Origin of the sequence: Bacillus sp. JJ1532, assembly GCF_036965085.1 — a bacterium.
GTDB lineage: Bacteria > Bacillota > Bacilli > Bacillales > Cytobacillaceae > Cytobacillus.
The window spans coordinates 271009-284097 of record NZ_JBALOW010000045.1; the positions used below are offsets into that span (position 1 = coordinate 271009).

The 13089-nt window shown below is 38.1% G+C and carries 15 protein-coding genes and 2 riboswitches; of the genes, 4 read left to right on the forward strand and 11 right to left on the reverse strand.

Features of this window, described 5'->3' with window-relative positions:
• Positions 1-48: 48 nt before the first annotated feature.
• Genes gcvPB through gcvT form a run of 3 tightly spaced genes read right to left on the reverse strand, consistent with a single transcriptional unit; the run spans position 49 to position 3971 of the window.
• Positions 49-1509 carry an aminomethyl-transferring glycine dehydrogenase subunit GcvPB gene (gcvPB, locus tag V7122_RS16745; RefSeq protein ID WP_335347894.1) on the reverse strand — a complete coding sequence of 487 codons (1461 nt, stop codon included), beginning with the start codon at positions 1507-1509 and terminating at the stop codon, positions 49-51.
• Positions 1502-2848, reverse strand: coding sequence for an aminomethyl-transferring glycine dehydrogenase subunit GcvPA (gcvPA, locus tag V7122_RS16750; RefSeq protein ID WP_335353970.1), 1347 nt, complete (start codon positions 2846-2848; stop codon positions 1502-1504). Before gcvPA ends, gcvPB begins: the two co-directional genes overlap by 8 nt.
• 16 nt (positions 2849-2864) lie before the next feature.
• Positions 2865-3971: a glycine cleavage system aminomethyltransferase GcvT gene (gene gcvT / locus V7122_RS16755; RefSeq protein ID WP_335347127.1), complete on the reverse strand. Its 1107-nt coding sequence runs from the start codon at positions 3969-3971 to the stop codon at positions 2865-2867.
• A 132-nt stretch (positions 3972-4103) separates the two neighbouring features.
• Positions 4104-4183, reverse strand: a riboswitch (glycine riboswitch).
• Between the two features lie 3 nt (positions 4184-4186).
• Positions 4187-4278, reverse strand: a riboswitch (glycine riboswitch).
• Between the two features lie 278 nt (positions 4279-4556).
• Here gcvT and V7122_RS16760 point away from each other — a divergent pair.
• A complete protein-coding gene (locus V7122_RS16760) occupies positions 4557-6245 on the forward strand; it encodes a DEAD/DEAH box helicase (protein WP_335353964.1) in 1689 nt (562 codons plus the stop codon).
• Positions 6223-7017 (forward strand): YqhG family protein, encoded by a 795-nt coding sequence (locus V7122_RS16765; protein ID WP_335527665.1) that lies wholly within the window; start codon positions 6223-6225, stop codon positions 7015-7017. Before V7122_RS16760 ends, V7122_RS16765 begins: the two co-directional genes overlap by 23 nt.
• A gap of 352 nt (positions 7018-7369) precedes the next feature.
• On the opposite strand, the gene V7122_RS16770 is transcribed toward V7122_RS16765, so the two are convergent.
• The 8 genes from V7122_RS16770 to comGA form a co-directional block, all read right to left on the reverse strand.
• Positions 7370-7582: a YqzE family protein gene (locus V7122_RS16770; protein WP_335344411.1), complete on the reverse strand. Its 213-nt coding sequence runs from the start codon at positions 7580-7582 to the stop codon at positions 7370-7372.
• 96 nt (positions 7583-7678) lie between these two features.
• Positions 7679-8062, reverse strand: coding sequence for a competence type IV pilus minor pilin ComGG (gene comGG / locus V7122_RS16775; protein ID WP_335527668.1), 384 nt, complete (start codon positions 8060-8062; stop codon positions 7679-7681).
• Positions 8049-8531 carry a competence type IV pilus minor pilin ComGF gene (gene comGF, locus V7122_RS16780; protein ID WP_335527671.1) on the reverse strand — a complete coding sequence of 161 codons (483 nt, stop codon included), beginning with the start codon at positions 8529-8531 and terminating at the stop codon, positions 8049-8051. The genes comGG and comGF overlap by 14 nt, the downstream gene beginning before the upstream one ends.
• Positions 8482-8817 (reverse strand): type II secretion system protein, encoded by a 336-nt coding sequence (locus V7122_RS16785; RefSeq protein ID WP_335527673.1) that lies wholly within the window; start codon positions 8815-8817, stop codon positions 8482-8484. The genes comGF and V7122_RS16785 overlap by 50 nt, the downstream gene beginning before the upstream one ends.
• A complete protein-coding gene (gene comGD / locus V7122_RS16790) occupies positions 8801-9241 on the reverse strand; it encodes a competence type IV pilus minor pilin ComGD (RefSeq protein ID WP_335353962.1) in 441 nt (146 codons plus the stop codon). The genes V7122_RS16785 and comGD overlap by 17 nt, the downstream gene beginning before the upstream one ends.
• 5 nt (positions 9242-9246) lie before the next feature.
• Positions 9247-9573, reverse strand: coding sequence for a competence type IV pilus major pilin ComGC (gene comGC, locus V7122_RS16795; RefSeq protein WP_335345427.1), 327 nt, complete (start codon positions 9571-9573; stop codon positions 9247-9249).
• On the reverse strand, positions 9574-10605 hold the full coding sequence (comGB, locus tag V7122_RS16800) for a competence type IV pilus assembly protein ComGB (RefSeq protein ID WP_335527678.1): 1032 nt from the start codon (positions 10603-10605) through the stop codon (positions 9574-9576).
• A complete protein-coding gene (comGA, locus tag V7122_RS16805; protein WP_335527681.1) occupies positions 10592-11662 on the reverse strand; it encodes a competence type IV pilus ATPase ComGA in 1071 nt (356 codons plus the stop codon). The genes comGB and comGA overlap by 14 nt, the downstream gene beginning before the upstream one ends.
• Positions 11663-11951: 289 nt before the next feature.
• On the opposite strand from comGA, the gene V7122_RS16810 reads away from it, so the two are divergent.
• Together V7122_RS16810 and V7122_RS16815 are read left to right on the forward strand one after the other, a co-directional pair.
• Positions 11952-12653 carry a helix-turn-helix transcriptional regulator gene (locus V7122_RS16810; protein ID WP_335346705.1) on the forward strand — a complete coding sequence of 234 codons (702 nt, stop codon included), beginning with the start codon at positions 11952-11954 and terminating at the stop codon, positions 12651-12653.
• 156 nt (positions 12654-12809) lie between these two features.
• A complete protein-coding gene (locus V7122_RS16815; RefSeq protein WP_066293532.1) occupies positions 12810-13055 on the forward strand; it encodes a DUF2626 domain-containing protein in 246 nt (81 codons plus the stop codon).
• Positions 13056-13089: the final 34 nt, after the last annotated feature.

Genomic DNA, 13089 nt, shown 5'->3' on the forward strand with positions numbered 1-13089 from the left:
TCAAAAGACCTCTGCATATTTCTATGCAGAGGTCTTTTTTGGTTCATATTATTGTTTTTGGTAACGAAGCACTGGCTTACGGGCAGCCATTGTTTCATCAAGACGGCCAATAACCGTACTATGTGGTGCTTCTTGAACGATTTCCGGATTCTCTTCTGCCTCTTTCGCAATTTGGATCATGGCATCACAGAATGCATCAAGCGTTTCTTTTGATTCTGTTTCAGTTGGTTCAATCATGATACATTCTTCCACGTTAAGCGGGAAGTAAATAGTTGGCGGATGGTAGCCAAAGTCTAGAAGGCGCTTCGCAATATCAAGTGTACGCACGCCATGTTTCTTTTGACGCTTTCCGCTTAATACGAATTCATGCTTACAATGCTTATCAAATGGAAGATCATAAGAACCTTGAAGTCTTCTCATCATATAGTTTGCATTTAATACTGCATATTCTGTTACAGCTTTTAATCCATCTGGACCCATTGAACGAATATACGTATAAGCACGAACATTAATTCCGAAGTTTCCATAATAAGGCTTCACACGGCCAATGGACTGCGGACGGTCATAATCTAATACGTATTGATCGCCTTGTTTCACTAAAACTGGCTTTGGCAGGTATGGAATCAAGTCTGCTTTTACACCAACAGGACCTGAACCAGGACCGCCACCGCCGTGCGGGCCAGTGAATGTTTTATGCAAGTTCAAGTGAACTAAGTCAAATCCCATATCTCCAGGACGTGCTTTAGACATAACGGCATTTAGGTTAGCTCCATCATAGTATAGCTTTCCGCCTGCACCGTGAACAATTTCTGCCATTTCAAGAATATTTTCTTCAAACAGCCCTAATGTATTTGGATTAGTAAGCATTAGTGCAGCAGTATCTTCGCCTACTACTCGTCTTAAATCCTCTAAGTCTACTAGTCCATCCTCATTGGATTTAACAGTAATCGTTTCAAAGCCAGCAACTGCAGCAGAAGCAGGGTTTGTACCATGTGCTGAGTCAGGTACAATGACTTTCGTACGGTTAAAGTCGCCATTTGCTTCATGGAACGCACGAACCATCATTAAAGCAGTCCATTCCCCATGAGCACCTGCAGCAGGCTGAAGTGTAACTTGATCCATACCCGTAATTTCGATTAAATGCTCCTGAAGATCATACATTAACTCTAGAGCACCTTGAACTGAACTCTCATCCTGAAGCGGGTGCAAATGAGCAAATCCAGCGTAACGTGCCACATTTTCATTGATTTTCGGATTATATTTCATTGTACAAGAGCCAAGCGGGTAAAAACCGGAGTCAACCCCATGGTTACGAGTAGATAGAGCCGTATAATGGCGCATAATATCTAACTCTGATACTTCTGGAAGCTCTGCTAATTCTTCTCTTAAATAGCCCGCTGGAATCAGTTCATTAATATCAGTTTCCGGAACATCCATTTCCGGGAGACTATAACCGATGCGGCCAGGGTTGCTTAATTCAAAAATGAGTGCTTGATCATCCTTATGCATGGTACTCCCCCATTTCTTTAACAAAAGTATCAATTTCTTCTTTTGTTCTTAATTCTGTGACCGCTACTAACATATGATTAGCTAGGTCAGAATAATCTCTGCCTAAATCATAGCCGCCAATGATGCCTTTTTTAAGAAGCTTTTGATTCACTTCTTTAACAGGTGTATTTAACTTAATGACAAATTCATTAAAGGATGGTCCTTCAAAGACAACTTCAAAGCCATTTTCTTTAAATGCTTTTTTAGCATAGCTGGCTTTCTGAATATTAGATAAAGCCATTTCTTGAACTCCTTGCTTTCCTAATGCTGTCATTGCTACGGATGCTGCAAGTGCATTTAAAGCTTGGTTTGAACAAATATTTGAAGTCGCCTTTTCACGGCGGATATGCTGTTCGCGCGCTTGAAGAGTTAGAACAAAGCCGCGGCGTCCTTCTTCATCAACTGTTTGTCCAACAAGACGTCCTGGCACTTTTCTCATTAATTTGTTCGTAACTGCAAAGTAACCGCAATGTGGGCCGCCAAATGCTGTCGGAATTCCGAAAGGCTGTGCATCTCCTGCAACAATATCTGCACCGAATTTTCCAGGAGGTGTTAGCGCTCCAAGTGCAAGTGGGTTGCTTGATACGACAAATAATGATTTTTGTGCGTGAATAATTTCTTCAAGCTCTTTCATTGGTTCAATTCTTCCAAAGAAGTTTGGATACTGAACGATTACCGCGGCGATATCATCATTGATCATTTCTTTCAATGCATCAATATCTGTTACACCATCTTTATGCGGAACCTCAACGACCTCAATGAATTGGCCTTTTGCATACATTTTTACAACTTCTTTTGATTCTGGATGTACTGCACTCGAGATTAATAGCTTTTTGCGTTTAGTTTGAGCAGCACTTAGCGTTCCAGCTTCAGCAAGAGCAGTTCCGCCATCATACATAGAAGAGTTCGCTACATCCATACCTGTTAATTCGCAAATCATTGTTTGGAATTCAAAGATTGCCTGTAGCTCCCCTTGAGAGATTTCTGGCTGGTATGGTGTATAGGCTGTATAGAATTCAGAACGGGAAAGTACATGATCAACGATAACTGGCATGTAATGATCATAAACCCCTGCTCCAATAAAAGAAGTATTGCTCTTTAGATCAGCATTTTTTTGAGCCATTAACGAAAGTTCTTTCATTAATGCTGTTTCAGTTGCTGCTGGCTTAATCTTATATTCACCTTTAAATCTAACTTTTTCTGGAATATCACTAAATAATTCGTCAATTGAGTTTACACCGATTGTAGCGAGCATTTCTTTCTTGTCTGTCTCAGTCATCGGTAAATAGCGATGTTTCATCATTTTGTCTCCTCTCCTATTTTTTCTCTGTTTTATAGAAAGGCGTCGCTGCCACAACTGCTTTTAGGCGCTTTCCGCGAATCTCTACTTCTACTTCTGTTCCAATAGCAGTATTTTCAGTCTTTAATAAAGCCAAGCCGATATTTTTCTTTAAAGTTGGAGATTGTGTACCTGTTGTTACTTCTCCAATTTGCTCTTCGCCTTTAAAAACTGGGTAGCCATGGCGTGGAATACCGCGATCGATCATTTCAATTCCAGCTAATTTTCTAGTTAAACCTTCTTCTTTTTGTTTTAAAAGAACTTCTTTTCCGATAAAATCAGCTTCTTTATTCACTTTAACAGCAAAACCGATTCCTGCTTCAAGAGGTGTAATTTCCGGAGAAATTTCTTGGCCGTAAAGAACAAGATTTGCTTCAAAGCGCAACGTATCACGGGCACCTAAGCCACAAGCGATTACCCCTTCTTCTTTTCCAGCTTCTAAAATATCCTTCCAAATAGCTACAACATCATTGGCATCGCAATAAATTTCGAAGCCGTCTTCACCAGTATAGCCTGTTCTTGATACAAGAGCTTTTTTCCCATTTAGATCGACTTCATTTTGGAATTTAAAGAAACCGATGTCTGATAAATTAGTTTCACTTGCCAGCTTTTGAAGGACCCCTTCAGCTAATGGACCTTGGATCGCAACTTGTGCAGTCTTGTCAGAAAGGTTTTCGATTACTACATCGCCTTCAAGATGGTCTGCAAGCCATTTATAATCCTTTTCAATATTTGAAGCATTGACTACAAGTAAATAATGATCATCTGCAAATTTATAGACAAGTAAATCATCAACAGTCCCGCCATTTTCGTAGCACATTGCTGTATATTGGGCACCAAACTCTTTTAGTTTAGAGATGTCATTTGTCATCATTTTTTGAAGATATGAAAGACTGTCTGGACCCTTCACTTCAATTTCACCCATATGGGATACATCAAACAATCCAGCTTTTGTACGAACTGCTTCATGCTCCTCTTTAATGCTTGAGAACTGAACAGGCAGATCCCAGCCACCAAAGTCAATTGTCTTAGCACCATAGTCTTTGTAAACATCGAATAATGGTGTACGTTTTAACTGTGACATTCACTTGTCCCCCTTTTATCCTTTTTAAAAATTTAGAAATTTGCCAATGGAATGCAAAAAGCTCCATGCTCAGAAGCAAGCACATTCCACACACCAAAAAAAGACAGAAATCCCCCTATAAAAAGAGAAGATCCCTGTCCTTGCACCTGAAAGTTTACCGAAAACCGGTTTTCCCCTTTGGTGGCTTCTTAATTAAGAAGCACTCTCCAGAGCTACGTCCAACAAGGGTTCTTTTGCCTGAGAGATTCACAACAGAAATTGCTTGCTCCTTCGGCGCTACAAAAGTAGTCTCTCCCCTTATCATCATCCGTATTTATAAAATTTTCCAAATTGGTCATACTATACGCAAATGCGTCCTAAACAATTAGGTTTAGCATTAAATCCAAAATGAAACCTTTATTCTTTAATAAAATCATTCGATAAACAAAGTGGTTGTGGCAAATTTCAAAACTTTCAAAGCTATTATTATCCTACCATTAGAAACCTATTTGAGCAATGGGTAATATTTTTCTCGTTAAAAGAAATGCGGAAGCTCCTCGAAATTAGCAGGCGCAAAAGCAAGACAGCTTTAAAAGGAGAAGTTTTATGACAGTAAAAATTGAATTTGATTCGTCATGGCAAGAGGACTTTTTATCAAGAATTGAGCAGGACGGTCCATGGGGGAACTGGGAACTCTATAAACTAGCGGTAGAAGTTGAGAATCATACAACGATCCCTGAATTTGAGGGTCTGCAGGCACCTAAGCATCTATCGGGTCTTATACCATTGCCGCACCAGCTGGAGGTTGCTAAGCAAGTAGTAGAAAATATGAATGGAAAAGCCATTCTTGCAGATGAAGTAGGTTTAGGCAAAACAATTGAAGCGGGATTAATATTAAAGGAATACATGATACGCGGCTTAGTGAAAAAGGTACTAATCCTTGTGCCGGCCTCTCTAGTAACCCAATGGGCTATTGAGCTAAACACAAAATTTTTCATTCCAGCTATTACCCAGAGGAAAAGCTATGTTTGGGAGCAGTGTGATGTGGTTGTATCATCTATTGATACAGCTAAGCGAAATCCTCACAGAGATATAATATATAAACAAGATTATGATTTAATCATTATCGATGAAGCTCATAAGCTCAAAAATAATAAAACGAAAAACTATGAGTTTGTACAAAATTTAAAAAAGAAGTTTTGTTTACTTTTAACAGCTACACCCATTCAAAATCGGATCAGTGAAATTTTTAACCTGGTTTCTTTATTAAAGCCCGGCCATTTAGGAAATGAATCTGCTTTTTATCGAAAATACAGTAAGGATGCTCGTAACTTAGATGATGATAAGCATTTAAAGGAATTAGTCAATAAAGTCATGATTCGCAACCGGCGTGCAGATACAGGCATCGAGTGGACAAAACGAGTAGTCGAAACGATCCCTATTGAATTTTCAAAAGAAGAAAGGGAGCTTTATGAAGCAGTCACTAACATGCGGAGAGATAATGATTGGGTAAGCTCCAGCCAATTTTCTGTGATGACCCTTCAGCGCGAGGCCTGCAGCAGCCGTGAAGCAGTTTACTATACATTAAAAAACATGCTGGAAAGACAAGAGGAGCCAACTGAAGCCTATCAAAAGCAAATTCAATATTTAGTTACGAAGGTTGAAGCCGTACAAAAAAACTCTAAAGCGGAAAAAGCACTTGAATTAATTCAGCAAATTAACGATAAAGTCATTATTTTCACAGAATATCGGGCAACACAAATGTATCTTCAATGGTTTCTTAAGCAGTATGGCATTACCTCAGTACCCTTTCGAGGAGGGTTTAAAAGAGGCAAAAAAGATTGGATGCGTGAACTTTTTCAAAAAAACGCGCAAGTGCTGATTGCTACGGAAGCCGGAGGTGAAGGGATTAACCTTCAGTTTTGTCATCACATCATTAATTTTGACTTGCCATGGAACCCCATGAGACTTGAGCAAAGAATTGGGCGTATTCACCGACTTGGACAGGAAAAGGATGTCATGATTTATAATTTTGCTACAAAGGATACTGTTGAGGAGCATGTCTTAAAGTTGTTGTACGAGAAAATAAATCTTTTCGAAAAGGTGATTGGGGATTTAGACGATATTCTAACTAAGCTTGATTTCGGAAATATAGAGGATCACCTTATTGATATATTCGGCAAATCTGCCTCAGAGGGCGAAATGAGGATTAAAATGGAGAATTTATCATCGATGATTCAATTTGCTGAAGAAATGCGGGAGGGTGAAAAAAATGCAGCAACAAGAAATTCATAAATTTCTTGAAAAATACTTCCATGCTAACGGCTGTGAGATTGTAGAAAATGAGCAAGGCTATATGACAGTCCAATTAACAATTGAACTGGATAAAGAGCTTATGAATAGACCATTCTACTGGCATTACTTGGAGAAAACCGGAGGAGTGCCTAATCCCATGAAGCTTACATTTATAACCAATCAGCAGCATGCACCCGAACAAATAAAAGGAGAAAGTATTCACTTTGGTTCGCCGCGCCTTCACCAAATTTTTCAGTCAGCAAAAAGCTTAGCGGGTTATATTCGATTATATGAAAAACATCATCAGGCACCTGGGCAACAAATTTCCCTGAGGCCATGGCTTGCAATGAATGTCCGCATTTCCTATGAATGTGACCGAAAAAGGGATATTTTTAAATCAATTGGACTCCATTTAATAAATGGACAAATGGTTGAAAATTTTCATGATAAGCTGCTTCAATTACAGCTAACACCGAAAATTCCAGACTATTCGTTTACACTTTCTCCTCTAATTATGCCAAAAAGCGGAATCTCAAGAGTGGAAAATTTCCTTAAATATCAAATTGAACAAGAGGATCACACTTGGGCTGAAAAAGCTAGAGAACGCTGGGACAAGGACCTAAATCTTCTGGAGCATTTTTATGAAGAGGCAGAAGAAAAGGATGAAAGCTATGAAATTGAAAAAACGGCTTTAAAGGAACAATATGAGCCTAAAGTGAAGATCTCCATTATAAACGGAGGATTATTTTATTTAACTGATCAGGCTGTGTAACAACAAAAGCGGAAGCGCCTTGATAGGGGAACATCGATTAAAATCCGCCACGTCCTGTGGCAAACATCGATGTCAGCACATCCTGTGCAAGTCCGACAAGCATAATACAAGCCGGCAGAAAGGTTGTTCTTTAACCTTTTTGACGGATTGGCTTATGACCTCGAGGTCGACAAAAACGCGACGTCCTCCCAAAAGCTTCACTTTTGGTCGTGCGATGTATCGCTGCCGAAGCTTTCCTTGTCCTGTCGCATTGTCGGGGCTAGGCGCTCCTCCTAAAAGCTAACGCTTATACTCGTGAGATGATTATGCTGCCGAAGCATTACTTGTGGAGCTAGACGTAAAAAGAAACCGCTCAAATTTTGAACGGTTTCTTTTCATATTTGTTTTCTTTCTTCCTCTTAAAATTATAGTAGAGGATGTAGGGAATCAATCCAAACCATCGATATAAGAACGGCTCTTTAACATCCTTCTTTTCTAATTTGCTTTTCTTGCGCTCATCTTTTGGCTGATCAATATACTTAACAACTGTTTCGGTAATGTACTTGACATAATCATTCGATTTCATTGCTGCACCCTGCTCAAATTATTTAAATTACTTTCATTTCAAGTATGTCCCTTCAATAACATATTTATTCAGCATCCACTATTCGAGCAAAGCCATTCAATTTCTTTCTATCCACTTTATCATTTTGCCATCCTCCGTATCAAAATACCCGTATGCTAGCATTTCAATATTTGTTCCCATGCGTAGATTAAAAGTTGACATCAACAAAGTATCCGTTAGTTTAGCTGTTTCATAACGGACATCTCCATCTGAATAAGAAAATACGCCCGTGTACTGATCTTCATCCTCTGCTATTAAAATGTCTTCCATCCGTTTCATCGAGCTTAATAAATAATACTCTTGTTTCAAAAGTGCTTCTGATTCTTGTAAAAAACGAATCTCTGATAAATAAAATTCTATATGCATGGTAAGGAGGAGAGCAACGAGCAAGATAATAGAAAAGGTAAGCGGGTAGGTAAATCCTTTTTCATTCCGAAGCATAATGCTCCTCCAAACTTATGAAGGAATATAATAATACAGAGTAATTTTGGCCATTGAGATCGTTTAACGTAAGCTTGACTCCATCATGAATCGGAGAAAATCGGAATGAGTCTACTTGCTGAAGGACGATTTCATGCCCTTTGAAATCAACCCGTCTTCGTAAATTAGTTCCATACTTCTCATAGAGTATGATTTGACCGTGCTTTGTTAATACTAGCCTGTTATCAGAAACGTTTATTTCATCCGCTAATCGAAGTTCCTTCTTTATTTGATTGACAAATACATGCCATTCCATTCTTCTTAGCCTATTTTCAAGCTGTTCATTTTCCATAATATACTTAAAGAAAAGTGGAAAAAAAGAAACGACAAGCAGAAAAATGGAAAAGGCATATAACATTTCCAACATTGTGAAGCCTTTATTATTGAAATATTTCACATTTCGTCTGCAGCTTTTTGAATACATTCTCATATTTAATGCAAACCTCCTGTCCAGCGTTTCCCCCTGAAGTCCCTTCATATATTGCAAAAACAGTTTGATTAATTGTTATCAATTCTGTTTGAGGCTGCAAGCCTTCCTTTTGAGCCTTTAGCAATGTCTCATATAAAGCTTGAGTACTGTCAAATTCCTGCCGAAGTTGAACAGATTGATCGATTAAATTCATAATTAACGGTATAAATATGGTTGCAATAACAAGCCATGCAGAAAGAGTCAATAGCATCTCAGGCAAAAAGAACCCTTTATTCTTTCGCAACATAAAATCTTCCCTTTCCAATATAAAACGTAAACCGATATCTCTCCTTGCCTGCATAGATAACAAAGGAACCAAATCTATTAATATTCCCGTCTGATTGATAATAAAAGTAGAGTTTCATAGTGTCCTCTTGTACTGTAATGGCTTTTGGTATTTCTCTTTCAATCAAATAATTTGCACTAAGCTTTTCATGTATGACATACCTATTTGCTTCCGGAAGAATATGAACATACACATCAATATGATGGGAAAGAGCATATTGCTGAGCATAGTAAAGATCTGCTTTCAATTGTGAAATGAACTTTTCTTTTTCAAAGGAGATAAAATGTGGCTTTAATAGAAAGGCCGGTACGGAGGCGATAATGAGAAAAACACTTAAGACAAATAAAGACTCTATTAAAGTGAAGCCTCCTTGTTTTCTTAACATAAAACTTAAGACCCCTCTTTTTTTACAGGTGACACTTTTCCATCTGCTGAAATCTCAATTGCTGTACCATTTGGACATGTTGTTTCATTCTCATTAAGATATTCAGCAGCTACGAGTGCATCAATATCTGCTGGCGGTGATTTCTTTTCAATTTCATAAGCCTGAGCCTGGGCTTGTACCATCTTTACAAATGCCTCACATCCCTTGCTGTTGATCTTTGAATTATGCTTTGTGATATTTGGAATAGTTATGATCAACAAAACAGAAATCACTAGTAAAACTATCATCATTTCTATTAGGGTAAATCCGTTTTCTTTTTTTAAGGCTTTCATTTAAATTCCCTCCAGTAAATGAAACATTGGTAATAGTACAGCTAAATACATAAATACAATCATGACACCAATAACTGAATACAAAATCGGCTGAATGGTCTTTAGTAATTTTTCTGAACGCTCTTCAATTACCGTTAAGCAATGTTTACTAAAGAAAGCCAGCTCCTGATCGAGCTTCCCGTTTTTCTGGCCATGCCTAATAATATGAGGAAGCTCAGCTTCTAAAAAGGAATAGCCCATTAGTATATCCTCTAGCCTCTCCCCCTTTCGCAAATTATCTATTATGTCTGCCCCTAGCTCTTGATACAGAGGCTGTTTTTCATTTTTCTTAAACATTCTTAATGCCTCGTGAATCGACAGACCACCCGATAATAAATAACTAATTTGGATCGAAAAATAATGTGAGTAAAACAATTTAAAAAAAGGACCCATCAACGGAATTGAAACGAGCTTACTTTTTTGCCTGACTTGAGAATTTTTCCGGAATTGTAAAAGGTAGTAACCGAGAAGAACAGCACAGAAAAAGATGCAAAAAACGAAGAAGAAAGGCATTATATTGCCAAAGAAAGAGACTGCCTTCATAAAAAAGTTTGGCTTTAGCTTCATTGAAGAAAATAATGAAGAAAATCTTGGGAGGATCATATAGTCAACAAAGATGAATAACATTAAAGTAATGAAAATTAATAACACGGGATACACAAGCAGTTTTTTCAGCTTTTCCAAATCCCTGTCTCTTTTTAACATCATTTCACTGCCTTCTTGGAATGCCTGAGCCAAGCCGCCATGCTGTTCGGCAAAATAGACATAGCCAATGAGGTGTCGGTTAAACTGCAGCTTTGATAATATTTGATAAAACGGATAGCCTTCTCTTAAATCAGATAAACACTCTCCTACCTCCTTTTTCTTTCTTCGCGGAAGCTGAAACAGAATGGATTCTATTGCTTCGGAAAGCGGGTAGCCTCTCGAAAGAAGCTCTCCTGTTCTTTTTAGAAAATGGCTTTGTTCCTGAAGACTCCACTTATGCCTCCGCATGATCCAGCACCCACCGATCAAATTCTGTTCCTTTAATATAACCTAGAGCAATGCCCTTCTTGATGACGTCTTTTAATGTAAAATAATCCACATCCATATACTCACCCTTCGCCTCCATCATCGCTGCGTGTAAAGCTCGCCCTGCAAGGAGCTCAAAAACACTCGCTCTCTTCCATCTTCCATAGCTAAAGCAATAGGGTGAACATTCCCCTTGGCAAAATGGACAGGTCAATTCGACCAGCCTTTGTGCTGTTACAGCAACAAGAGTTTGTTCTATTTCTACCCAATTGACACCGAATTCATTTAACCGGTAAATGGCACCTTTCGCATCTCTTGTATGCATGGTTGAAAGCACTAAATGCCCCGTCAGCGCAGCACGTACAGCAATTTTTGCAGTTTCCGCATCTCTTATTTCTCCAACCATAATAATATCTGGGTCATGCCTTAAGATTGCCTTTAGACCAGCAGCATAAGAAACACCCGCTTTTTCATTCACTTGTACTTGGAGAACCATATCATGTTCTTTTTCTATTGGGTCTTCTAATGTAATGACATTGCGGTTAAACATATGGGAGGTCTCGTTCAATAAGGAATAAAGAGTTGTGGTCTTTCCAGATCCGGTTGGGCCTGTGAAAATGATTAAGCCGTGGGCATGTTTGAGTAAGGCAAGCATTTTACGGGTCATAGCTGGAAATAAGGAAATTTGAAAAAAAGGAATTTGCTCTTGCTGAGGAAGGATTCGAACAACTAGGCTTTCGTTGTGGCTTGATGGCAGAGTGGAGAAACGCAATCCAATTATTTTTCCATCAATTACGTAAGAATAGGCTCCGCTTTGTGGGCGTCTTTTTTCGCCAATATCCATCGATGCGGTGAATTTAAAATGGGAGATTAGTCTTTCGCATTCTTCTTTAGGGAGATAGAGTCTGGGAACTAGTTTATTTGCGAGGCGCCATTGAATGAGTGTATCCTGTCTGCGGGGGACAATATGAATATCCGAGGCTTGATTTCGAACTGCATCCTTGATTATTTTTTCTGCTAATTTTTCGATCATGTTCAACTGAACATTACACCACCTTTAGAATTTATAAAATTTTGAATAGTCATTAAAGACATATTCGACCTTATTATATATTTTCCTTTTATTTTTGACAAATTTTTCGCATGAAAAAAATAATAATTCTTACACTAAGACTAAACCTCTATCCTAAAAACCATGTTTAATCAATATTGGTAGCTAAAATACATGAGTGGATATTTGTGAACATTTTATAAACTTATAGTGAATACAGTGTTAACTCTAAAAAACTGTATTATAATGGGATCAATATCGTTCTGAGGTGAGTTACGTGGAACAAACTTTAAAAATTACAAATGTTTTATCAGATCCAACACGTTATTATATTTATCAATACATTACGAAAAGACATAAGGAAGTAACTGTCCAGGAAATCGCAGATAATTTTAATATTCATCCAAACGTTGCCAGGCTACATCTTTCAAAGCTAGAGGATGTTAATATGCTTGTATCAGAGACGCAAAAAACTGGAAAAGGCGGGCGTCCAAGCAGACTTTATCGTTTATCAGATGATGTGATACAGCTTCATTTTCCGTATCGTGACTACCAGCTCCTTTCAAAGATTGCTATGCAATCATTGCTTTCACTTGGTGAAGCTGCTAAACAGGCTTTATACGATACAGGTAAAAAGTTTGGACATGAATTAATTGAGCAAGAAACGAGCCGTTCTGCTCAATTTAATGAGTCGCTTTCATTCGAACAAAAACTAAATATTATTAAAAATGCAGCTATCATGTCAGGGTTCCATCCAGAATTTGAAGCAAATGAAGACGATTCAAAAATTTATTTTCAAATCTTTAACTGCCCATTTAAAGAAGTGGCTGGAGATTATTCAGAATCTGTTTGCGGTATGCATTCAGAGTTTCTTAAAGGGATGTTTGAAGCATTATTTGGTTCTGTAGAATTAGTCGAAAATGCAAATATGCTAAATGGCTGTGAAACATGTGCTTATCATGCAATTGTTACAAAATAATGAAATAATAGTTCAAAGGATAATCGGAAGCATGAACCCGTCGCGCTTCGCCTATATCCTCGTTAAACAATATTCATAAAGAGTGGTTTACTTTTAAGTTGGGAATAACTTATAATATGTAATGATGTACTTGTAATGGTAAAAGGAGGGATACATATGGATCGTATGTACAGAGTATTAGGATTCTGGACAGGGATTTTTGCAGTCATGTTCTTCGTAGGCGACATGTATACAACATCTTTAATCTTCTTCGGCCAAACAGGATTTTTCCTGCTTTTAAGCTACTTAAAGCTTTCAGAGCGTATGTATATGTATGTTTTTGCCGCATATTTAACAGTGTTCTTCGTTGGCTTCACTTACTGGTCAACGTTTATGATGACACCAGGAGTAAGTGGTCATTAAGAATTATACCTACATAATAAAAAAGCGATGCAAG

What these genes read in the sequence shown, in the direction of transcription:
- gcvPB (WP_335347894.1), bottom strand. Translation starts at nt 1,509, where the DNA reads ATGCATAAGGATGATCAAGCACTCATTTTTGAATTAAGCAACCCTGGC.
- gcvPA (WP_335353970.1), bottom strand. Translation starts at nt 2,848, where the DNA reads ATGAAACATCGCTATTTACCGATGACTGAGACAGACAAGAAAGAAATG.
- gcvT (WP_335347127.1), bottom strand. Translation starts at nt 3,971, where the DNA reads ATGTCACAGTTAAAACGTACACCATTATTCGATGTTTACAAAGACTAT.
- V7122_RS16760 (WP_335353964.1), top strand. Translation starts at nt 4,557, where the DNA reads ATGACAGTAAAAATTGAATTTGATTCGTCATGGCAAGAGGACTTTTTA.
- V7122_RS16765 (WP_335527665.1), top strand. Translation starts at nt 6,223, where the DNA reads ATGCAGCAACAAGAAATTCATAAATTTCTTGAAAAATACTTCCATGCT.
- V7122_RS16770 (WP_335344411.1), bottom strand. Translation starts at nt 7,582, where the DNA reads ATGAAATCGAATGATTATGTCAAGTACATTACCGAAACAGTTGTTAAG.
- comGG (WP_335527668.1), bottom strand. Translation starts at nt 8,062, where the DNA reads ATGCTTCGGAATGAAAAAGGATTTACCTACCCGCTTACCTTTTCTATT.
- comGF (WP_335527671.1), bottom strand. Translation starts at nt 8,531, where the DNA reads ATGAGAATGTATTCAAAAAGCTGCAGACGAAATGTGAAATATTTCAAT.
- V7122_RS16785 (WP_335527673.1), bottom strand. Translation starts at nt 8,817, where the DNA reads ATGTTGCGAAAGAATAAAGGGTTCTTTTTGCCTGAGATGCTATTGACT.
- comGD (WP_335353962.1), bottom strand. Translation starts at nt 9,241, where the DNA reads ATGTTAAGAAAACAAGGAGGCTTCACTTTAATAGAGTCTTTATTTGTC.
- comGC (WP_335345427.1), bottom strand. Translation starts at nt 9,573, where the DNA reads ATGAAAGCCTTAAAAAAAGAAAACGGATTTACCCTAATAGAAATGATG.
- comGB (WP_335527678.1), bottom strand. Translation starts at nt 10,605, where the DNA reads ATGCGGAGGCATAAGTGGAGTCTTCAGGAACAAAGCCATTTTCTAAAA.
- V7122_RS16815 (WP_066293532.1), top strand. Translation starts at nt 12,810, where the DNA reads ATGGATCGTATGTACAGAGTATTAGGATTCTGGACAGGGATTTTTGCA.